Raw genomic sequence first — 20,054 nt, 5'->3', positions numbered from 1 at the left:
TCCCCCCGGGGTGGGCGGCCCCCCGGGGTAGACGGCCCTCCGGGGTAGACCGCCTTCCGGGGTCTACGGGGCCTCCGGTCTACCGCTCCCGCGCGAGCCGGGCCGGCGCCGGGATCGGCGGGCCGGCGGGTGCGGGGCCCAGGGTGGTGGTGCCCGGGGCTGCGCGGTGGCCGAGGCCGGTCCGGTAGACGTCCAGGGCCTGTTCGACGCGGCCGGTGCGGCGAAGCAGGTCGCCGAGGAGGCGGCAGAGGTCCGCGAGGTCGCCCGCCGCTCCGGCCCGTTCGAGCACGGCGAGGGCGGTGACGTAGTGCTCCTCCGCGGCCTCCGGTTCGTCCCGGTCCTCGGCGATGAGTCCGAGCAGGCGGTGCGCCCCGGCGGTGTGGACGGCCCCGCGCTCCGGGCCGATCCGGTCGAGGAGGCTGCGCAGCAGTTCCTCGGCCTGCTCGTGCCGGCCGCGACGGCGCAGGACGTCGGCGAGTTCGACGTCCACCTGGTGGATGAAGAGCTCCGCGTGCCGGGCGGCCAGCATGGCGCGGGCGGTGTGCAGTTCGCGTTCCGCTCCCGGGAGGTCGCCGGCCTGGGCGTGGACGTAGCCGCGCATCCAGTGGCACTTGGCGAGGTCGGAGGTGAGGCGTAGGCGCTGGTAGAGCTCCTGGGCCTTGGCGAGGGAGGCTTCGGCTTCGGCGGCCCGGCCGTCGGCGATCAGGGTGCGGGCCACGTTGCGGTGGAGCCCGGCGACCAGTGCGGGGTCGGTGGCGCCGGGGGCCAGGGCGAGGGCCAGTTCGGCGGCCTGGGCGGCGCGGGCGTGCGCGCCCATGTCCATGTACGGCCCGATGGCGGCGGAGTACAGCAGGAGCAGCGCGTCGGGGTCGTGCAGTCCGCTCCGGTTGAGCTGGTCGATGGCCGTCTCCAGCAGGTAGCAGGCGTACCTCAGTTCGCCGGCCAGCAGGTGGGCCACGGCCCGGCCGCGGATCGCGGCGGCGCGGCGGGGCAGTGGTTCGCCGGCCAGGAGGCGTTCCGCCTCCTCGAAGTGCTCCCGGGCCTCGTCGAGGCGCCCGGTCTCCAGCGCGCAGTCGCCGAGGCCGAGCAGGGCGGCGGGCCGGACGGAGTCGATGTCGTGCCGGGCGGCGCGGTCCAGGACGGCGGTGAAGTGTCGGGCGGCCTCGGTGGTGTCGCCTTCCGCCAGTGTGCTCTGGGCTTCCGTGAGTGCGAGTTTCAGTTCGGGCACCAGGTGGGCCGGCCGGCCGGTGGCGAGCTCGTCGAAGGTGACGCCGAGGCGTTCGGCGAGGTGGCGCAGGGCGGTCTCGGAGGGCTGGACCCGGCCGGATTCGACGGTGGAGACGTAGGCGGCGGTGTAGGCCGGCTCGGCGAGCGCGCGCTGGGTCAGCCGCCGTTCGCGGCGCAGCCGTTGGATGCGCGGCCCGAGTCCGTCCGGTTCGCTCTCCGCGGTCATGGCCGCTCCCTCCTGTCGGATCCCCACTGTTCCCGCCCGGCCCATTGTGGTGGACGCGGTGGTGTCCTAGATTAACTCATCGATTAAGTCTGATTAACCATCGACTTATCTCCCCTGCCCGCACCTTACGCCCCATCACCCCCCCCCGGAGGTCCCCCCGTGCGTCCCGGCAGACTCACCAGCACCGCCCTCACAGGTGTCATGACCCTGGCAGCTATCTGCTCCTGGTCCCTCCCCGCCCTGGCCTCGACGGCCGACGAGGCCACCCCCACCCGCCCCCTCGCCGCCGGCCCGGCACATCCGGGCGACGGCCACCAGGTCGAGGTCTTCGCCGAGGACGGCCGCATCAGCCGCGCCCAGGTGCCGGCCACCTCCCCGTACACCGCCCCGCAGTCCCTGGCCGGGCCCGCCGCGGGCGACGGCACCGTCAGCCAGATCGTCCGCAACGGAGGCACCGACACCAAGCTGGACGTGGTGGTGATCGGTGACGGCTACACGGCCGCCGAGCAGGAGAAGTTCCTCGCGGACGCCGCGGAGAAGTGGCGGGAGATCACCGCCGTCCAGCCCTACACGACCTACCGCGCGCTCTTCAACGTCTGGGCCGTACAGGCGGTCTCCGCCGAGTCGGGCGTCTCCGGCGACCCGGACCGCACCACCGTCCGGCAGACCGCCCTCGGCTCCTACTTCTGGTGCGACGGCGTCGAGCGGCTGCTCTGCGTCGACACCGACGCCGTCGACCGCTACGCCGCCAAGGCCCCGCAGGCGGACCTCGTCCTCGTCGTCGCCAACAGCGCCAAGTACGGCGGCGCCGGCTACAACGACGTCGTCTCCCCGCTCGGCTACTCCGGTATAGCCACCGTCGCCGGCGGAAACGAACGCTCCGGGCAGGTCGCCGTGCACGAGACCGGCCACTCCCTCGGGAAGCTGGCCGACGAGTACTCCTACGACGGCCAGGGCACCTACCAGGGCGAGGAGCCCGCCGAGTCCAACATCACCACGCTCACCGCCGATCAGCTGCGCCGCGACCGCACCAAGTGGTACCGCTGGCTCGGCCAGGCCTCGCCCGACGGCGGCACCGTCGGCGCGTACGAGGGCGGCGGCTACTACCCCGCCGGCCTCTACCGGCCCACCGAGAACTCGATCATGCGATCGCTCGGCCGCGAGTTCAACCTCCCCGGCCGCGAAGCCATGATCGCCGGCTTCTACCGCTACGCCACCACCCTCTCCAGCCCAACCCCGACCACCACGCTCCTCAACCCGGCCGACCGGCTCACCGTCGACCTCCCCGCCCCCGGCACCCGCCTGCGCTGGTACCTCGACGGCCGCGAGGTCACGGCCCTGCGCGACCACGCGGCGATCGCCGTCTCCGACCTCCGCCTCACCGGCCCCAAGCACCTGCGGCACCGGCTCACCGCCGTCGCGACGGACCCGACCTCCGCCGTCACCGACCCGGAGCTGCGGCGCTCGCTCACCGACGCCCTCTCCTGGGACGTCACGCGCTGACGCACCCTCCGGCCCGGCACGCGGGGCGAGCCACTCCCGCACCACTCCCGCACTGCGACAGCGGTCCCTGCAGCCGGTTGCCACCCTGCCGGCCGGCCGTGGCACAGTGGGCCCGGCCCGGTCCGGGGCGGCTCGTGGCAGAGCGGGCGCGCCGGGCCAGGGGGTCGGTCCGAAGCAGCATCACGGGGGCGTAAATGGCGACCTGGTGGTCGAACGACAGGCTCGCGAGCCGGCGGGCCGCGCAGGCGGTGACACTGCTCGGGTAGATGGCGTCACTGCTGCCGCCCCACCTGCGCGGCCCGGCGCTCGCGGAGCTGGGCGGCGCCGACCGCATCGCCGCCGCGGCCGAGGAGTTGGCGGGCCCGTACTTCCGCCCGGCCCGTCGGGCGGACGTGCGGCCCGCCCTGGCCGCCGCGCACGACCACCGGCCGTTCGGACGCGACCAGCGGCGGGCGCTGATCGCGCGTCCGGACTGCCCCGACTGGCCGAGCGCCTGCCCGACTTCGACGGGTCACTGCCCGAACTGCTCGCCGACAGGCGCCGCCAGGGCGACGCTCACCCCGACACCCAGTCCGCCCCAGCACGGGCCGGCCGCCGGCCCCGGACCGCCCATGCGCGGGCGGTCAACGCGATGGAGCCGTCGCGCCGCGTGGGCACGGCCTCACCGAGCGCGTCACGCAACCGGCCTCGGGCCGCCGGGGCGAGGGCGGCGACGTAACCCGGAGCGGGCCCCTGCCCGGACAGGAACGGCTCCCACAGATCCGCGAAGTCGACGAATACGGTGGGCACCTCGATCGGGGCGACCACCACCTCGGCCAGTCCCGCCCCGTCCCACAGGGCGCGTAGCGCGTCCGGGCGGCACACCGGGAAGCGGCGGCCCTCGTCCAGGGCGGCGGCCGACGGATCCACCGCGGCGGCGGCGTGCCAGAAGTACCGCAGGAGCTTCATGCCCTCGGCGTAGTCCCACACGTACGCCGCGACCAGCCCGCCCGGCCGCACCACGCGGACCCACTCGGCCACCGCCTCGTCCGGCGCAGGAAGGAAGTTGAGCGCCAGTCCGCTGACGACCACATCGCACCCCGCGTCACGCACCGGCAGCGCCGGCGCGTCGGCCACCACGAAGTGCGCCGCCCTGGGAGCGGCGGCTACTGCCGAGGCGACGAACCCGGCGGACCGGTCGATGCCCACCACCGTCCGGGGCCGGCAACGCGCGGCCACCGCGGCGGTCAATGCCCCGGTGCCGCAGCCCACATCCAGCCACGTCGCGCCGTCCTCCCACGCGAGCCACGCCACGAATCCCTCCGCGACCGGACGACTCCACCGGCCCATGTACCGCTCGTAGGCGTCCCCCGCCGCCCACACGTCGCGCTGCTCGGTCATGCCACCACGATCTCCGATCGGGGCCGCCCGGGCCGCAGACACGCGGGTCACCGCCCGCACCGCCCACGCCTACGCCCGGTGGGCCTCAGCCCAGGCCCGCGATGAGCTCGTGCGTCTCCCGGGTGTGCGGGTGGTCCGCCCCGAAGAGGCGTACCTGCCGCCGGTGGACACTGTCGAGCATGGCCCTGGCCTCCGCGGGGCGCCCGCGCCGGGCGATGACCTGGGCCAGCAGGACGGTGGAGTTCAAGGTACCGAGGTAGTCCGGGCCGAGCAGCCGCGTCCTGGCGCTGACGACGGCGCCGAGCTCCTCCTCGGCCTCCGCCAGCCGCCCGCGCAGGGCGACGATCCAGCCCAGCCGTTCACGGGTGGCGAGGGTGTCGTGGTGCTCGTCCCCGAACAGTCCGCGACGGATCCCGAGAATCCTCCGCAGTTCGGTCTCCGCCTCCTGGAGCCTGCCCAACTGCCCGACCGTCCAGGCCAGGCGGTTGCGGCTGGCCAGCGTGGCCGGGTGGTCGATGCCGAACACGGCGGCCCGTCCGTCGCAGGCGGTGCGGAACATCGACTCGGCCTCCTCCCAGCGCTTCTCACGCGCGGCCACCCGGCCGAGGGCGTGGTAGGTGTCCAGCGTGTCCGGGTGCCGGGCTCCGAGGGCGGTCACCTGGGCGGCCAGGACGGAGCGGAGGGCGGCCGCGGCCTCCGCGTAGCTCCCGAGATCGGCCACGATCCGGGCGAGTTCGCCCTCGGTCCGCAGCGTTTCCCGCGCCTCGGCGCCGAGGTGCTCCACCTGGGCGGTGTGCAGCAGGCGCAGGCCGGTGTCGGCCTCCCGCCAGCGGCCTTGCAGGGCGAGGCTCCGGCCCAGCCAGTAGCGGACCCCGAGAGCCTCGCGGTCGCCGGCCGGGAGCCGGCTCACGGCGGCGAGGGCGGCAACGCTGACCTCTTCGCCCAGGGCGGCCGGTCCGCTCCATTCGTAGTAGTCGGCCAGGGTGCTCGCGGACCGGGCGATCCGGGTGAGGTCGCACGGGTCGAGGCTGCTCGCCGTGGTGTTCAGCAAGGCCCGGAAGTGCGGCGCGAGGAGGCGGAAGGCCGGCCAGTCCGACGGCCGGTCCGGCTCCAGCCTCGCCAGCGCTTCGGTGATCAGATCGGCGGCGGTGGAGCCGATCGCCTCGGCCACCGGGCGGCCGGCCCGGCGGTCGGCCGCCAGGTGCGCGCGGCTGACGTCGGCGACCACGGGGTGCAGGATCAGGGCGCGGTCGTCGCCGTTCTCCGAGGATGCCGGGAGGCGGCTCACCAGGCCGAGGCGGATGAGCCCGCGCATTCCCTGTTCGAGCCAGACGGCCTGCTCGGTCGGTGTTGCCTCCTCCGCCGGGAGCAGCCGGGTGAGGAGCCCCACCTGCAGCAGGTCGTCGGGGATCGGTGTCGCCGCGCCGAAACAGGAGAGCAGCCGAAGGAGCGTACGGGCCTGGGGCACGCCGTAGCGGCCGAGGGCGTCGAGGGACGTCTCCCAGGTGTACATGACGGTGGATCTGGCGTCGCCGCCGAGGTCGGGATCCGGTGTCAGCAGGTCCATGGACTGCGGCGAACTGTCCAGCGCCTGCTGGTAGTCGGCGAACTTCCTGGTCAGGGCGAAGTCGGAGCCCAGGTAGCTGCCGGCGAGGTGCAGGGCGAGCGGAAGGCCGCCGAGCCGTTCGCCCAGCCTCCCCGCGTCCTCCTCCGTCCCGCCCTGCGGGGCGAGGTCACGCAGGATCCGCCCCGAGTCGGCCGGGCTCAGCCGTTCGACCCTGCGGACCAGGACATCCCTGCCCCAGGTCGCGGCGTCCGCCTGACGCGTGGTCACGACGACCAGGCCGGAGCGCGGCACCCTCAGCCAGCCCGTCCCGTCGGCGACGCTCGTCGAGCCGGCCGGGGCGCCCGGCACGGCGAGGGCCTGCGGAGCGTCGGCGTTGTCGATGACGAGCAGCCAGCGGTGCTTCTCCCGCTCCAGGACGGCCCACAGGGCGTCCGGCGCCTGGGGTGTGCCCGAGGCGATGGCCTCCTGCTCGGTCACCGAGGCGCCCAGGATCCTGGCGACCGCCGGCATCCCGGCGAGCAGGCTCCCCGGCTCGGCCGCGGACACCCACCACACATGGCGGCGGATCCCCGCCTGGACCCGCTCGGCCAGGGCCGCCGCGATCGTGGACTTGCCGATCCCGCCCAGGCCGGCGAGGACGACCACCCGGCCGGTCGGCTTCCCGGCCAGGGCGACGAGTTCCCGGAGGTGCTCCTGCCGGCCACGGATCTCCGCCGGCAGGCTCCGCACCGGCGCCAGTACCGGCACCGTCGCCGGGCCGGAGACGGCCTGCCGGGCAGGCTCCTCCGACGTCCGGTCGGGCCGGTCCGGCCGGTGCTGGCGTATCTGGAGTCGCAACTGCCAAGTGGTGAGCCCCAACGCGACGCATCCGGCGAGCGTTCCCCCGGCCGTCCAGAGCAATCCGGCGTCCATGACCGGACACGCTACTCCGACTCCTCACGGCCGGGGAGTGAACGAATGCGGCCACCGTGACTGCCCGGTTCGCCCGTTCCCCGGGCCGCCCCGGACGGCCGCAAGCCCGGGTCCGCGCCGGTCGCGACACGGTGTCCCGGCTGAAATGGCCCGCCACGGCGGCCGGACGGTGGCAGAGTTGCGGGTATGTGCGGCCGATTCGTCTCCACCTCGACCCCCCAGGACCTCGTCGAACTGTTCGGGGTGACCAGGTGGACCCCGGTCGAGTCCCTGGCGCCGAGTTGGAACGTGGCGCCCACGGACACGGTGTGGACGGTGCTGGAGCGGGTGGACCGCGAGACGGGTGAACTCGCCCGCGGGCTCCGCCCGGTGCGCTGGGGGCTCGTCCCCTCCTGGGCGAAGGACCCGGGTGGCGGGGCGCGGCTGATCAACGCCAGGGCCGAGACGGTGCACGAGAAGCCGGCCTTCCGGTCGGCGTTCGCCAAGCGCCGCTGCGTGATCCCGGCGGACGGTTACTACGAGTGGGTCCCGGTGCCCGCCGGGGACGGCCGCAAGGCGTTCAAGCAGCCGTACTTCCTCCACCCCCGCGAGGGCGGGCCGCTGGTGATGGCCGGGCTCTACGAGTTCTGGCGCGACCGCGAGCGCCCCGAGGACGACCCGGCGGCCTGGCTCACCACCGCGACCATCATCACCACCGACGCCACCGACGCCGCGGGCCACGTCCACGACCGGATGCCGCTCACCGTCGCGCCGGCCGACCTGGACGCCTGGCTCGACCCCGAGCACACCGACCCGGCCGGGCTCCGGCAGCTGCTGCACACCCCGGCCGGCGGCGAGCTCGCGGTGCGGGCGGTCTCCACCACCGTCAACAGCGTCCGCAACAACGGGGCGGCGCTGCTGGACGCCGTACCGGACCCGGTGGGGCACGGCGACGAGAACGCCGGGTGACCGGGTGACCGGGTGACCGGGTGACCGGGTGGCCGGGGGGCGTCCCCGCGGTCAAGATGAAGGGGACGCCCCCGTTCCGGTAGCGCTGCGGGCCCCGCCCCGTCCGGGCCCCGGTCCGGACGTCCGCCCGGCACGCGGAGGGAGGACACCCGATGGACGAAGCGTGGGACCATCTCGTCTCGGGGCCGGCCGACGCGCCGCTGACCGCGCTGCTCCTCCCCGGCGGGTTGAACGCCGCCCGGTCGTACGCCGAGCTGATGGCCGAACCCGCGCTCTCCGGCACCCGGCTGGTCGCCGTGACGCTGCCGGGGCACAGCGGGACGGCGCCTCCCGAGGACTTCGCCATCGGCACCCTGGCCCGGCACGCCGGCCGACTGGCCGAGGAACAGGCCTGCGACGTGGTCGTGGGGTTCAGCATGGGGGCGAACGTCGCGCTGGAGATGCTGGCGACCGGCGCGTTCACCGGGCCCGCGGTGCTGCTGGGGATCAGCCTGTCGCCCCGGGACGAGCCCCTCTTCTTCCGCGCCATCTGCCGCCTCGGCGGCGTCCTCGGCCCGCTGCCGTCCGCCGCCCTGCTGAAGCTCATGGGCCCGGCCTCCAAGAGCATGCGCGTGCCGCCCGAACGCCGCGCGGAGCTGCTCGCCGACCTCCGCCGCAACGATCCGCACGTGATGCGTGGGATCCTCCGCGGCTACCTCGACCACCTCGGCGCGCACGACAAACCGGCCGCGCGCCTCTGCGGTGCGGGGGTGCCGGTCTGGGTCGTCCACGCCGAGAAGGGCGACGGCGGGCTCACCACCGACGAGCGGCGCACGCTGGAGGCCTGTCCGCACGCCACCGTGGTCACGATCCCCGGCACCAGCTACTTCCTCCCCAACGAGGAGCCGCAGCGGATCGCGGAGATCGTCGCCGCGGCGCTGGCGGCCGCCGGGCCCGGCCGGCGCTGAGCCCGGCCCGCCGTCACCGCGCCGGCCGTCACCGGGCGCCGACGGCCGTGGTCTCGGAGCCCTCCCGGGAGGCGCCCGAGGACGCGCCCGGGGAGTCGCCCCCGCGGATGGCCGCGGTGATCTCGGCGGCCCAGTCGGCGGGGTGGTGGTCGCCGAGCAGGTCTGCGAGGCGTTCCAACCGGAGGCGGCGCTCCTCCGGCCCGAGGGTCAGCGCCCGGTGGAGGGTGTCGACCAGGTCGGCGGGTGAGCGCGGGTCGGTGAGCAGGGCCGCGCTGCCGAGCTGGGCGGCGGCGCCGGCGTGGCGGGAGAGCACCAGGACGCCGGAGCCGCCGACGGCGTGCTGGGCGGCGATGAACTCCTTCGCGGTGAGGTTCATCCCGTCCTGGAGGGAGGCCACCCAGAACACGTCCGCCTCCAGGTAGTGGTCGATCACCTCGGTGAAGGGCAGGCTCTGCGGCAGGTACTCGACGGGCTGCCAACCGACCGTGCCCCACCTGTCGTTGACCTCGGCGATCCGGCGCTCCAGCGTCTTCCGGGTCACGTCGTACGAGGTGATGCCGGGTTCCGGGGGCGGACAGACCAGCCGGAACCGCAACCGTCCGCGCAACTCGGGGCGACGGGCCAGCACGGCCGCCACCGCCTCGACCTTCTGCACGGGGGCCTTGGTGTAGTCGAGGCGTTCGACGGAGAGCACCAGCGGACCGCCGGCCGCTCCGCCCCGGGGCGGCCGCGCGCGCCCACGGAGACGGGAGCGGGCCGCCGAGGCGATGGCGTCGCGGTCGATGCCGAGTGGATGCACACCCACCCGGGGCATATCCGGTGCTCCCGCGAGGGTTCTGCGGAACTGCTCGGCGAAGGTCTCGGTGTGGAACCCGGCCCAGTCCAGGCAGCTCAGCGAGGTACGGATCTCGGCGGCGGTGGGCAGGGCCGCGAAGACCTCCGGCGCCGGGAACGGGGTGTGATGGAAGAGGCCGATCCGCAGGTCGGGGCGGAGCGGGCGGAGTCGCCCGGGGACGAGCCAGAGGTTGTAGTCGTGCAGCCAGACGGTGGCGCCCGGCGCGGCGCGGGCGGCGATGTGGTCGGCGAAGCGCGCGTTCACCTCGCGGTAACGGGCCCAGGCGTCCGGGTCGAACCGCAGCCGCCGGGGCTGCGACATCAGGACCGGCCAGAGCGTCTCCTTGCAGGCCCGGTGGAAGTAGGCGGCCCAGTCGTCGGCGCTCAGCGGCACGAAGGAGAGCGGCAGCCCGGTGTCGTGCCCGTCCAGCCGGCCCGGGCGGGCGTGCGGGCCGAGAACTTCGGCGGTGGCCCAGACGGCCTGTGGGTTGGCCTCGAACAGGCTGCGCAGGGTGGGAAGGATGCCGTTGGGACTGGCAGGCGGCCGCCAGCCGCCGGGGGTCGGGTGGACCGGCGGGCGGTGGTAGCCGACCACGAGCGGGTAGTCGCGTTCCACCCAGCCGAGCTCCTGGAGGGCCGCCAGGATTCCGGCGGCGCCCGGTCGGTCGGGCCGGTGGACGGCGCCGCCCTCGGGGACGGCCGCGCGCAGGGCGGGTTCGGCGTTGCCGACGATCACGCCGTGCGCGCCGAGCCCGTACAGCGACAGGTCGTTGAGCGAGTCACCGGCCACGAGGACGGAGTCCATCGGCCAGCGCTGTTCGGCGGCCAGCGCCGCCAGGGCGCCGCCCTTGCTCGCACCGGGCGGGAGCACGTCGAAGTAGCGGTCCGCCGAGTACAGCCAGGTGCAGCCCAACGCCCGGACGGCGTCGGTGAGTTCCTGCGTCAGATCCGCAGGGCGCAGATGGAACGAGCAGCGGCCGTCCTGGACCACCCCGTGTTGGTAGACCAGCCCCGGGAAGCGGCGTAACGCGGCCCGCACGCGTTCGGCCCCGGGCCAGCCGCTGCGCAGCCTGCATTGCAGGTCCGCGACCGGGGTCCGGTCGGTGCCGTCGATGACGCTCGCCCCCACGTCGGCGATGATCCAGCGCGGTCTGGGCACCAGCGGGTCCCGCAGGGCTTTGAGCACCGAGGAGAGCCCCCGACCGGTCGCGAAGACCACGGCCACCTCCGGGTGACGGGCCAGCGCGGCATGCAGCCGGCGGCGGTCGGCCCGGTCGCCGCCGAGCAGGGTGCCGTCCAGGTCGGTGACCAGGATCCTTGCAGGGTGACCGAATTGGCGCAGTGCGGCACTCGCCCGCCCGTCCGCATGCCCGGTCGTATGCGCGGCCCCATGCCCGGTCGTCTCCGGTGCTGCCATGGTGGTTCCCCCTCGCCGATCGCCACGTGGAGCTGCGCCCCGGCCGTCGGACCGGGGCGCAGCTCAGATCAGGATCACCGGACGCTAACACGAAGCCATCACCGGGTGAATCGGGCGTGACACGGTGGGCGACACTCCTGATCACGAGCCGGTGGTGCGCCGTCTGGCAGGCGGCGCGCCAGGGCGTGCGGCGGCGGCGCGGCCTGCGTTGGCGCAAGTCGGTGGTGGGGACGGGTCAGTGGTGAGGAACGCGGGCGAGCCATTCCCTCAGAGCGGCGGCGTCGGGGGCCCGGCTGGAGCCCGGGCCGGTGGTCGCCGCGGCGCCGCAGGCGACGGCGGCGGCGAGGCAGTCGGGAAGCTCCCGGCCCGCGAGGTGGGCGTGCACGAAGCCGGCGTTGAAGCAGTCGCCCGCCCCGGTGGTGTCCACGACGTCGACCGGGACGGCGGCGACGTCGTACCGCTTCCCGTCGCGGACGGCGCACGCCCCTTCGCCCCCGCGCTTGACGACCACGGTGCGGACCAGCCCGGAGAGCACACCCAGGGCGTCGTCGACCGTGCCGGTGCCGGTCAGCCGCAGCGTCTCGTCGGCGTTGGGGGCGAACACGTCCACTTCGGCGAGCACCTCGCGCACGAGAGGCGTGTCGAGCGTGCCGGGCATGTCCTGGCAGTCCATGAACACCTCTGTCCCGAGCTGACGGGCGACTCGCAGCGCGGCCAACACCTCTTCTCCGTACTGGAGTTGCGGCAAGATCAGCATCGCCGGGCGGTGCTCGCGCAGCAGCGCGGCGAGCGGCCGGGCGTCAACCGGGTCCTGATAGCTGACCATGGCCCGGTCACCGGGGGACGACAGAGCCACCGTGACGCTGCGCAGTGGGCCCGGGTGGTGGCGGAAGCCGGTCTCGTCCAGCCCTTCGGCGCGGGCGGCGGCCAGCACCTGCCCGCTGAACAGGTCGATTCCGAAGTCGGTTGCCCAGACCACGTCATGGCCCAGTCGGTGCATCGCCATCGCCGGGGTGAACGCCCCGCCGGGCAGCAGGTCGACCGCCTCGGCGAACACCTCCGTCCCGGGCCGGACGGGCCTGGCCAGCCCCCGGAAGACCAGATCGGCGAAGTAGGCGCCGACGACCAGCACCTCCCGGCCGCCCCGTGACGCGCCTCCCCCGTCCCACCGCGACCGGCTCCGGTTCTGCGCCATGTGTGACGTCACCTTCCCGCCGTTGACCGTCAACCGCCGATCCGCTTCTCCCCGGATTCGCGGTCTGCGAAGCACCAGGGGTGCGGGCCCGGGCCGGGGCCGGCGCCCGAATCTCCCGTGGCCGGGGCTGACGCCACGTCTCCCGCGACCGCGACCGGGGCCGACGCCGCTTCTCCCGCGGCCCTGCGCTACCGGGCGCGAAGGCCGTGTCCGTCCGCCCAGGCCGCGATGGCGCCGGCGATCAGCAGCGGGTGGTCCTCCGGTGTGTGGTGGCCGGCGACGGCGTCGAAGTGTTCGACCGTCAGGCCGGCGATACTCGCCTCGCACCACGCGATGGTGTCCTCGTGCACCATCGTGCCCGGCCCGGGGGCGAAGGTGATCATGAGCTTGGGCACGGCGGGGCTGGCTCCGAGCCACCGGTCGTACGCCTCGATCCGGGCGACGACGTCGGCGGGCTCGCCGCCCAGCGGCATCGAGCGCGGCCACTGCAGGAGCGGGAGGCGGCTCTCGCGGGTGGGGTACGGCTTGAGGTAGACGTCGAGGTCGCCCGGGGCGAGCGCGGTGGCGACGGTGCCGGGCAGGCCCTTCTCGAGGAAGACGTTGTCGTCGAGGATCATGGCCTCGCCGATGCCGTCCGTCTTGATCGCCCGGAAGAGGTCCCGGCCGCCTTCGGGGAACTCCTCCCAGCTCATCGGCTTGACGATGGTCTCGGTGAACGCGATGCCGCGCACCCGGCCGGGGTGGCGGGCGGCCCAGTCGAAGGCCAGGGCGCCGCCCCAGTCGTGGCCGACCAGGATCACGTCATCGAGCCCGAGCACGTCGAACCAGGCGTCCAGGTACCGGGCGTGGTCGGCGAAGGTGTAGTCGATGGCAGGCTTGCCGGACTCGCCCATGCCGATCAGGTCGGGGGCGAGCAGCCGGCCGTTCCCCACCGCGGGCATGACGTGCCGCCAGAGGTGGGAGGAGGTCGGGTTGCCGTGCAGGAAGACAATCGGCGTCCCGGCGCCGGACTCCCGGTGGTGCATGGTCGAACCGAGGATGTGCTGAACGGGCATGGTGCTGTCCTTCGACGAGAGCTGATGGAGGGTGAGGGCGGCAGACGACAGGCGACAGACAGCAGGCGGCAGGCGCGCTCAGCGGAAGGCGGCGGCGTTGCGGGCGGCCCAGGCGGCGAAGGCCGTGGGCGGGCGGCCCAGGACGTGTTCGACGTCGGGGCCGACGCGCTGCTCCTCCTCGGTCGGTTCGCCGAGGATCGCCAGGGTGCCGGCGACGACGGGCAGCGGCATGAACCGCGCCATCAGTGCGTGGGCCTGCTCGCGGGTCTGCTCGGTGAAGTGCACCGGTTCGCCCAGCGCGGCCGCGATCGCCGCGGCCCGCTCGCGCGGGGTGGTCGGCGCGGGGCCGGTCAGGGTGTAGGTGGCGCCCAGGTGGGCATCCTCGCGCAGGGCGGCGGCGGCCACGGCGGCCACGTCCTCGGGATCGACGAACGGCAGGCCGACGTCGCCGAACGGCGCCTCGACCGCCCGCCGGGTGCGGACCGACTCGGCCCAAGCGAGGGCGTTGGCGGCCATCCCGCCCGACCGCAGGATCGTCCAGCCGAGCCCGGATTCCCGGACGGCCGCCTCGAACCGGACCGGGTGCCGGTACACCTCCGGGCGGGTCCCCGCTCCCTGCGAGGAGAGCAGCACCACCCTGCGGATCCCGGCGCTCTTCGCGATGTCCACGATGCCGTCCGGGTCCTCCCCCGCCACCAGCAGGAACAGCGCCCGCGCCCCGTCGAACGCGGCCCGCAGGCCGGCCGGCTCGGCGAGGTCGCCTGCCGCCGCCCGCACGCCCGGCGGCACGTCGGCGTCGGTGATGTGCCGGGCGACGGCGGTCACCGGCACCTCCGCCTCGGTCAGCAGCCGCACCAGTGCCCGCCCCACGTTCCCGGTCGCACCTGTCACCACGATCATGTCGATCTCCCCGGTCGATAAGTGAGTTAGTTGCCTGACTAATTCCGTCGAGCCGAAACCGTAGCAGCCCCGACCGGCATCGGTCTACAGTTAGTCGGGTGACTGACTCAATGAGCTCCCGGCGCTCCCCGGCGAAGGCTGCCGACAACAGGACCGACGGCGAGAGGGCCGGCGAGAGGGCCGGCGACAAGGCCGCCACCGGGAAGGCCGCCGCCCCGAAAGCCGCCGGCAAGCGGCAGCGGCTGACGGCCGCCGCAGCGCGGGTCCTGCACGAGCAGGGCGTCGAGCGCACCACCATCGCCGACATCGCCCACGCTGCCGACGTGCCGACCGGCAACGTGTACTACTACTTCAAGACCAAGGACGACCTGGTCAGGGCCGCCCTCACCGAGCACACCGGCCACCTGGAGACCCTCACCGCCGAGCTCGACCGCCTCGCCGACCCGCGCGAACGCCTCAAGGGCCTGGTGACCGCATGGGTCGGCCGGCGTGACACCGCCGCCCGCTACGGCTGCCCCACCGGCACCCTCGCCGTCGAACTCGACAAGCGCGACGACGGCGGCCTCGACATCGCGGTGGGCCAGGTCATCCGCCGCCTGCTGCAGTGGGTCGAGGAGCAGTACCGGCAGCTGGGCGCAGCCGACCCGGAGGGCCTCGCCGTCACCCTCGTCGCCGGCTACCAGGGCATGTCCCTGCTCTCCAACGCCCTGCGCAACCCGGAGATCATGACCCGCGAGGGGGCCCGCCTGATGGACTGGATCGACGCCGGCGTCTGACCTCCGCCCGCGCGGTCAGTACCCGGCGGGAGTCAGGAGGGCGTCGGCGAGGGCCGTGCGGGCGTAGAGGACGAACCGCCCGGTGCGGTGGGCCGTGACCAGGCCCGCGTTCCGCAGGGCCGTCAGGTGCTGGGAGACCCCGGCCGCGGACAGGCCTGAGTGCTCGGCCAGCCGGGTGGTCGAGGACGGTGTGTCGAGTTCGGTCAGCAACAGCGCGCGGGAGCGGCCCAGGACGGCGGCGACGGCGTCGGGCGAGGCGGTCGCCCGCGGCTCCCACAGGTTGCCGATTCCCCGTGCCGGATAGGCGAGTTGGGGCGGATCCGGCGACACCGAACGGGTCAGCACCCGCGGCCACGCGAACGCCGAGGGCACCAGGAGCAGGCCGGAGCCGGCCTGGTCCCGGGTCAGCGCGCAGTGCCGGTGGACCAGCCGCAGCGTGCCGTCGTCCCACCGCACGGTCTCGTGCAGTTCGTTGAGGACGTGGGCGGAGCCGTGCTCGGCGACCTGCCGGGCCCGGTGGAAGACGTCGGCTTCGAGGAGCCGCCGGATCCTGGCCCAGTAGGGCGCGAGGGCGAGCTCCCAGTACGCCTCGATCTCCGCGGTGATCTTCTCCAGCGCCTCCTCGGGGGCCTCGTGCAGAAGCCTGAGCCGCGCGGACGGGCCGGTGCCGCGCTCGACGCCGAGCATCTCCAGCTCGGTCCGCACCCGGGCGGGCGCGGTGCGCCGGATCGCCTCCAGTTCGGTGCCGAGGACGGGGAACGGGGTGGCGGGGGTGGGGTTGAGGAAGTCCGCGAGGTAGCCGCCGGCGGGGACGAGGTCGGCCAGCCAGCCGCGGTCGAGCCCGGCGTGGGCCAGCCGGGGCCGCACCTGCTCGGCCCAGCGCCGGTGCAGCGGCGGCTCGGCGTCACCCCGGAGCAGCCGGAAGCTGGTGACGACCTCCCACATCGGGGAGACGGCGAACCGGGTCTGCGCCAGGTCCGCCGCGGAGAAACTCAGTCCCGACTGCATGCGCCGCCGCCTCCCGGCCGTCGCCCACTGGATTCGGCCCGAGCCTAATCGATGGCCCGCCTGCCGGGCGGCCTCGCACACGGCGGCGGCCCCGGGACTCCGTCAGCACCGAGCCCGGGGCCGCCGCCAGGCCGCGCGGGCCGCGGCTTCACCGGGCGACGGCCGCCGGCGCGGTCAGGACGCCGAGCAGGCGCGCCACCTCCCGGGCGACCGCTGACCGGCCGTCACCCAGGTAGGCCCGGGTGTCGACGAGGGCGGAGTCGGCGGCCAGGCGGCGGCGGACGGCGGCGGTGAAGGCCTTGTTGAGGTGGGTGGCGATGTTGATCTTCGTCATGCCGTGGGCGACGGCCGCGGCGAGGTTCTCGTCCGCGACCCCGGAGGAGCCGTGCAGCACCAGCGGCACGGGCACGGTGGCCCGCAGCGCGGCTATCAGCTCCAGGTCCAGCACGGCGTCCCGGGTGAGCATGGCGTGCGAGGTGCCGACGGCGACGGCCAGCGCGTCCACGCCGGTGCGCTCGGTGAACGCCGCGCCCTCGCCCGGGTCGGTCCGGGCGCCGGGCGCGTGGACGCCGTCCTTGCCGCCGACCTCGCCCAGCTCCGCCTCCACCCAGACGCCCGCGTCGTGGCAGAAGGCCGCCACCTCGGCGGTGGCCCGTACGTTCTCCTCGTAGTCGAGCACGGAGGCGTCGAACATCACCGAGGTGAAACCGAGTTCGACCGCCTCGCGGACCAGTGACCGGTCGGTCGCGTGGTCGAGGTGGACGGCCACCGGCACGCCCGCGGCCCGGGCCACGGCCAGCGTGGCGGTGCCGATCGGGGCCAGGCCGCCGTGGTAGCGGACGGCGTTCTCGCTGATCTGCAGGATCACCGGGGCGCCGGCGCTCTCGGCGCCGGCGACGATGGCCTCGGCGTGCTCCAGCTGGATGACGTTGAACGCGCCGACGCCGTGGCCGCCGTGGCGGGCGGGGGCGGTGATCTCGCCGGTTCCGGTCAGGGGCATGGCTCTCCTTGAGGGTGCGCCGGCTCGATCTCCTCGACCCGGACGAGGCTGAGCAGGCGGTGGTGGGCACCGGCGTCGAAGCGGCCGGCCTGCGGCGCGAGGACGGTGGCGGCGGACAGCGCCACCGCGTGCCGGAGCCGGTCGGGCCAGGCGGCGCCGGCGGCCAGGCCGAGCGCGAGCGCGGCCACCGCCGAATCGCCCGCGCCGGTCGGGTTGCCGGGGAACCGGCCGGGCGGGCGCGCCTGCCAGCGGCCTTCGGCGGTGCAGGCCAGCAGCCCGTCCGGCCCGAGCGAGGCGACCACCGCCCCCGCACCGGCCGCGCGGAGCAACTCGGCACCCTCCAGCGGGTCGTGGGCGCCGGTGGCCTCGGCCAGCTCGCGCAGGTTCGGCTTGACCACGGCGGGGCCGGCCGGGAGCCCGTGCAACAGTGCGGGGCCCTCGGCGTCCAGCAGCGCCGGGATGCCGTGCGCCCCTGCCCGCTCGACGAGCTGCCGGTAGGCGTCCACCGGAACGCCGCGCGGCAGGCTGCCCGAGAGCACCACGACGGCCGCTCCGGACAGCAGGCGCTCGTAGTGGGCCAGGAAGGCCTGCCACTCCGCCGGGGAGACCACCGGACCGGGCTCCAGGTAGATGGTGGTGTCACCGTCGCGCTCCTCGGCGACGGCGACGGTGCGGCGGGTCTCCCCCGCCGCCTCGACCAGTTCGTCGTGCAGCCCCGCCGCGGCGAGGTCCTCGCGAACCGCCCGGCCGATCGCCCCGCCGGTCAGACCGGTGACGACCGGGACGTGGCCGAGCGCGGCCAGGACGCGGGCGACGTTGACGCCCTTGCCGCCGGCCTGCTGGGTGACCTCGCGCACGCGGTTGCTGCCGTGCCTGCGGACCTCGGGGAGCCGGTAGGTGACGTCGAGAGCGGTGTTGAGGGTGACGGTGAGGATCACCGGCCGCCCCCGTCCAGCAGGTCCTGCGCGAGCAGCGCCGCCCCCAGGCTCCCCGCACGGTGGCCCAGTTCGGCCGCGACGAGCTGCGGCGGCCCGCGGAAGGTGAGGCGCTCGGCGAGGGCGTCCCGCAGCGGGCCGAGGAACGGCTCGCCGGCCTCGGCGAGGCCGCCGCCGATGACGATCCGCCCGAAGTCGAGCACCACGGTCAGCGCCGCCAGGCCGTCGGCCAGCGCCTCCACAGCCTCCGTCCAGATCCGCGCGGCGGAGCGGTCCCCGGCCTCGGCCAGCCGCCTGACGTCCTTGGCGCTGACGGCGGTCTCGCCGGAGGCCCGGGCGTAGCGGCGGGCGATGGCGGAGGCGGACGCCAGGGTCTCCACGCAGCCTCGGTTGCCGCAGGCGCACCGGTCCCCGCCGGGGCGGACGACCAGGTGGCCGAGCTCCCCGGCGAAGCCGCGGTCACCGCCGAAGGGCCGGCCGTCGATCATCAGCGCGGCGGCGATGCCGGTGCCGACGGGGACGAAGGCGAAGTCGGGGCAGGAGCGGCCGGCGCCGAGCCGGCCTTCCGCGACCCCGCCGGCCCGGACGTCGTGCCCGAACGCCACCGGGAGGTCGAGGTGTTCGGCGAGCCGGCCGCGCACGGGGGTGCCGCGCCAGCCGAGGTTGGCGGCGAGGACGGCGGTGCCCGTCTCCTCGTCCACCAGGCCGGGCACCACGATCCCGGCGGCCTCCGGCCTGCCGCCGTGCCGGAGGGCGCGGGTCATCAGCTCGTCGGCGCAGGCGAGGACGGTCTCGGTCACGGCGTCCGGTCCGCGGTCGGCGCGGGTGTGCCACTGGGCCGAGCCGAGGAGCCGGCCGTCCTCGACGATCGCGCCCTTGATGTGGGTGCCACCGACGTCCAGCGCGATGACGCTCACCGGCCGCCCGCCTTCCGGCCCCGCCCCGGCCGGTGGATCACGGTCACGGCTGGTCCAGCACGATGGAGCGGGTGAGGTTGCGCGGGCGGTCGGGGTCCAGCCCGCGGGCCTTGGCCAGCTCGACGGCGAGGCGCTGGGCGCGGACCAGCTCCGCCAGCGGGTCCCGCGTCGAGACCACGGCAGGGGCGCCGGTCAGCGCGATCTGGTCGAGCAGGCCCGCCGGCGGCTCGCCGAAGAACCAGACGGTGCTCTCGGAGCTGCTGACGCTGATCGGGCCGTGACGGTACTCCATGGCGGGGTAGGACTCCGTCCAGGAGGACGACGCCTCGCGGACCTTGAGCGCCGCCTCGTGGGCGATGCCGCAGGTCCAGCCGGTGCCCAGGAAGGTGAACTGCTTCGAGGCGAGGGCCCGTTCGGGCAGCGCGGCATCCAGGGCCTGCTGCGCCTGTGCGGGCAGGTCCGCCGGGGCCGCGCCGAGGTGCGCCCGGAGCAGGACGAGGGCGGTGGTGGCGAACCGGGTCTGCACGACGGACTGCTCGTCGGCGAACTCCAGGGCGACCACGTTCTGCGCGGCGTCGACCACCGGCGTCGACAGGTCCCCGGTGATCGCGACGGTCGCGCCGTTGCGGGTGCGGGCCAGCGCGTCCAGCACCTCGGTGGTGGTTCCGGAGCGGGTGAGGGCGACGACCCGGTCGTACCGGCGCTGGGCCGGGAACTCGGAGGCCGCGAACGCGTCGGTCTCCCCCTGCCCCAGCGACTCGCGCAGCGCCGCGTAGGCCTGCGCGATGTAGAGCGAGGTGCCGCAGCCGACGATCGCGACGCGCTCTCCGGGTTCGGGAAGTCCCTTGGGGGTCAGCTCAAGGGCGCGCTGCCAGCACTCCGGCTGGCTGGCAATCTCGGCGTCGACGTAGGCCATGACGTCCTCCTGCGCAAGGTTGAGTCTCGATGCTCAAATCTGAGTGATTTATAGCTCGTTCTTCCAGGCATGTGCAACCATGATCACCAAGATCGCAGTTTCGAGCACTCGGCCGGCGGCCCGGCTCCGGGCAGCAGAGCCGCGCAGGACCGGAGCGGTCTGCACCTCGACGGGCCACTGTCCCGGCGCCGGGTGGGTTGACTGAATCTGATTGCATTGACCAGTATCGAGCGATTCTGAGCAGATGCTCGCCGGCGGCCGCCCCCACCGATGGCCGCCCGGCCGGCACGTTTCCCGGAGGTGACCGCGTGACCGCGCGGATTCAATCAGCGGCGCCGCCGCGGGGCACCGCCCTGTCCGGTGCCCGCCTCGTCCTGCCCGGCGGTGTCGT

At 74.8% G+C, this 20,054-nt stretch carries 17 protein-coding genes; 4 read left to right on the top strand and 13 right to left on the bottom strand.

What is annotated here, in order from left to right; genetic code table 11:
• Positions 1-79 precede the first annotated feature (79 nt).
• Positions 80-1,453, bottom strand: a complete 1,374-nt coding sequence (locus tag ACZ6NC_RS32620; RefSeq protein ID WP_465737468.1) for a tetratricopeptide repeat protein — start codon at positions 1,451-1,453, stop codon at positions 80-82.
• Positions 1,454-1,654: 201 nt separating this feature from the next.
• Here ACZ6NC_RS32620 and ACZ6NC_RS32615 point away from each other — a divergent pair, with 201 nt between their 5' ends.
• Positions 1,655-2,956: a M64 family metallopeptidase gene (locus ACZ6NC_RS32615; RefSeq protein WP_465737467.1), complete on the top strand. Its 1,302-nt coding sequence runs from the start codon at positions 1,655-1,657 to the stop codon at positions 2,954-2,956.
• Positions 2,957-3,228: 272 nt separating this feature from the next.
• Here ACZ6NC_RS32615 and ACZ6NC_RS32610 read toward each other — a convergent pair whose 3' ends face one another.
• The 3 genes from ACZ6NC_RS32610 to ACZ6NC_RS32600 all read right to left on the bottom strand — a co-directional run bounded on the left by ACZ6NC_RS32610 (position 3,229) and on the right by ACZ6NC_RS32600 (position 6,815).
• Positions 3,229-3,381, bottom strand: coding sequence for a hypothetical protein (locus ACZ6NC_RS32610; protein WP_465737466.1), 153 nt, complete (start codon positions 3,379-3,381; stop codon positions 3,229-3,231).
• 130 nt (positions 3,382-3,511) lie between these two features.
• Positions 3,512-4,336, bottom strand: coding sequence for a class I SAM-dependent methyltransferase (locus ACZ6NC_RS32605; RefSeq protein WP_465737465.1), 825 nt, complete (start codon positions 4,334-4,336; stop codon positions 3,512-3,514).
• An 85-nt stretch (positions 4,337-4,421) separates the two neighbouring features.
• Positions 4,422-6,815, bottom strand: a complete 2,394-nt coding sequence (locus tag ACZ6NC_RS32600; RefSeq protein ID WP_465737464.1) for a tetratricopeptide repeat protein — start codon at positions 6,813-6,815, stop codon at positions 4,422-4,424.
• Between the two features lie 186 nt (positions 6,816-7,001).
• Between ACZ6NC_RS32600 and ACZ6NC_RS32595 the strand changes: the two genes are divergently transcribed.
• Together ACZ6NC_RS32595 and ACZ6NC_RS32590 are read left to right on the top strand one after the other, a co-directional pair.
• Positions 7,002-7,763, top strand: coding sequence for an SOS response-associated peptidase (locus ACZ6NC_RS32595; RefSeq protein ID WP_465737463.1), 762 nt, complete (start codon positions 7,002-7,004; stop codon positions 7,761-7,763).
• Positions 7,764-7,915: 152 nt separating this feature from the next.
• The gene (locus tag ACZ6NC_RS32590; RefSeq protein WP_465737462.1) at positions 7,916-8,710 is read left to right on the top strand and encodes an alpha/beta fold hydrolase; all 795 of its coding nucleotides are present in this window, start codon (positions 7,916-7,918) and stop codon (positions 8,708-8,710) included.
• 28 nt (positions 8,711-8,738) lie between these two features.
• Here ACZ6NC_RS32590 and ACZ6NC_RS32585 read toward each other — a convergent pair whose 3' ends face one another.
• The 4 genes from ACZ6NC_RS32585 to ACZ6NC_RS32570 form a co-directional block, all read right to left on the bottom strand.
• Positions 8,739-10,961 (bottom strand): trehalose-6-phosphate synthase, encoded by a 2,223-nt coding sequence (locus ACZ6NC_RS32585; RefSeq protein ID WP_465737461.1) that lies wholly within the window; start codon positions 10,959-10,961, stop codon positions 8,739-8,741.
• Positions 10,962-11,196: 235 nt separating this feature from the next.
• A complete protein-coding gene (locus ACZ6NC_RS32580) occupies positions 11,197-12,156 on the bottom strand; it encodes a carbohydrate kinase family protein (RefSeq protein WP_465737460.1) in 960 nt (319 codons plus the stop codon).
• A gap of 188 nt (positions 12,157-12,344) precedes the next feature.
• Entirely contained in the window at positions 12,345-13,262 is a 918-nt protein-coding gene (locus ACZ6NC_RS32575; RefSeq protein WP_465737518.1) for a haloalkane dehalogenase, read from the bottom strand.
• Positions 13,263-13,289: 27 nt separating this feature from the next.
• Complete coding sequence (locus tag ACZ6NC_RS32570; RefSeq protein WP_465737459.1) at positions 13,290-14,111, bottom strand: SDR family oxidoreductase; 822 nt, start codon at positions 14,109-14,111, stop codon at positions 13,290-13,292.
• 98 nt (positions 14,112-14,209) lie between these two features.
• Between ACZ6NC_RS32570 and ACZ6NC_RS32565 the strand changes: the two genes are divergently transcribed.
• Complete coding sequence (locus ACZ6NC_RS32565) at positions 14,210-14,887, top strand: TetR/AcrR family transcriptional regulator (protein WP_465737458.1); 678 nt, start codon at positions 14,210-14,212, stop codon at positions 14,885-14,887.
• Between the two features lie 15 nt (positions 14,888-14,902).
• Here the strand turns inward: ACZ6NC_RS32565 and ACZ6NC_RS32560 are convergent, their stop codons facing one another.
• The 5 genes from ACZ6NC_RS32560 to ACZ6NC_RS32540 form a co-directional block, all read right to left on the bottom strand.
• Positions 14,903-15,895, bottom strand: a complete 993-nt coding sequence (locus ACZ6NC_RS32560) for an ArsR/SmtB family transcription factor (protein WP_465737457.1) — start codon at positions 15,893-15,895, stop codon at positions 14,903-14,905.
• 148 nt (positions 15,896-16,043) lie between these two features.
• A complete protein-coding gene (locus tag ACZ6NC_RS32555) occupies positions 16,044-16,895 on the bottom strand; it encodes a class II fructose-bisphosphate aldolase (protein WP_465737456.1) in 852 nt (283 codons plus the stop codon).
• Entirely contained in the window at positions 16,886-17,833 is a 948-nt protein-coding gene (locus ACZ6NC_RS32550) for a 1-phosphofructokinase family hexose kinase (protein WP_465737455.1), read from the bottom strand. The genes ACZ6NC_RS32555 and ACZ6NC_RS32550 overlap by 10 nt, the downstream gene beginning before the upstream one ends.
• On the bottom strand, positions 17,830-18,747 hold the full coding sequence (locus ACZ6NC_RS32545) for an ROK family protein (RefSeq protein ID WP_465737454.1): 918 nt from the start codon (positions 18,745-18,747) through the stop codon (positions 17,830-17,832). Before ACZ6NC_RS32545 ends, ACZ6NC_RS32550 begins: the two co-directional genes overlap by 4 nt.
• A gap of 43 nt (positions 18,748-18,790) precedes the next feature.
• Positions 18,791-19,663 carry an SIS domain-containing protein gene (locus tag ACZ6NC_RS32540; RefSeq protein ID WP_465737453.1) on the bottom strand — a complete coding sequence of 291 codons (873 nt, stop codon included), beginning with the start codon at positions 19,661-19,663 and terminating at the stop codon, positions 18,791-18,793.
• Positions 19,664-20,054 lie beyond the last annotated feature (391 nt).

The sequence above is a fragment of the Kitasatospora sp. NPDC041988 genome (genome assembly GCF_055588525.1).
Note: the sequence above shows the minus strand (reverse complement) of the source record. Positions and strands in the feature narration are given on the sequence as shown.

Excerpts from the sequence above, each read along its gene's own strand:
- ACZ6NC_RS32620 (WP_465737468.1), bottom strand. The coding sequence starts at position 1,453 with ATGACCGCGGAGAGCGAACCGGACGGACTCGGGCCGCGCATCCAACGG.
- ACZ6NC_RS32615 (WP_465737467.1), top strand. The coding sequence starts at position 1,655 with ATGACCCTGGCAGCTATCTGCTCCTGGTCCCTCCCCGCCCTGGCCTCG.
- ACZ6NC_RS32605 (WP_465737465.1), bottom strand. The coding sequence starts at position 4,336 with ATGACCGAGCAGCGCGACGTGTGGGCGGCGGGGGACGCCTACGAGCGG.
- ACZ6NC_RS32600 (WP_465737464.1), bottom strand. The coding sequence starts at position 6,815 with ATGGACGCCGGATTGCTCTGGACGGCCGGGGGAACGCTCGCCGGATGC.
- ACZ6NC_RS32595 (WP_465737463.1), top strand. The coding sequence starts at position 7,002 with ATGTGCGGCCGATTCGTCTCCACCTCGACCCCCCAGGACCTCGTCGAA.
- ACZ6NC_RS32590 (WP_465737462.1), top strand. The coding sequence starts at position 7,916 with ATGGACGAAGCGTGGGACCATCTCGTCTCGGGGCCGGCCGACGCGCCG.
- ACZ6NC_RS32585 (WP_465737461.1), bottom strand. The coding sequence starts at position 10,961 with ATGGCAGCACCGGAGACGACCGGGCATGGGGCCGCGCATACGACCGGG.
- ACZ6NC_RS32580 (WP_465737460.1), bottom strand. The coding sequence starts at position 12,156 with ATGGCGCAGAACCGGAGCCGGTCGCGGTGGGACGGGGGAGGCGCGTCA.
- ACZ6NC_RS32570 (WP_465737459.1), bottom strand. The coding sequence starts at position 14,111 with ATGATCGTGGTGACAGGTGCGACCGGGAACGTGGGGCGGGCACTGGTG.
- ACZ6NC_RS32560 (WP_465737457.1), bottom strand. The coding sequence starts at position 15,895 with ATGCAGTCGGGACTGAGTTTCTCCGCGGCGGACCTGGCGCAGACCCGG.
- ACZ6NC_RS32555 (WP_465737456.1), bottom strand. The coding sequence starts at position 16,895 with ATGCCCCTGACCGGAACCGGCGAGATCACCGCCCCCGCCCGCCACGGC.
- ACZ6NC_RS32540 (WP_465737453.1), bottom strand. The coding sequence starts at position 19,663 with ATGGCCTACGTCGACGCCGAGATTGCCAGCCAGCCGGAGTGCTGGCAG.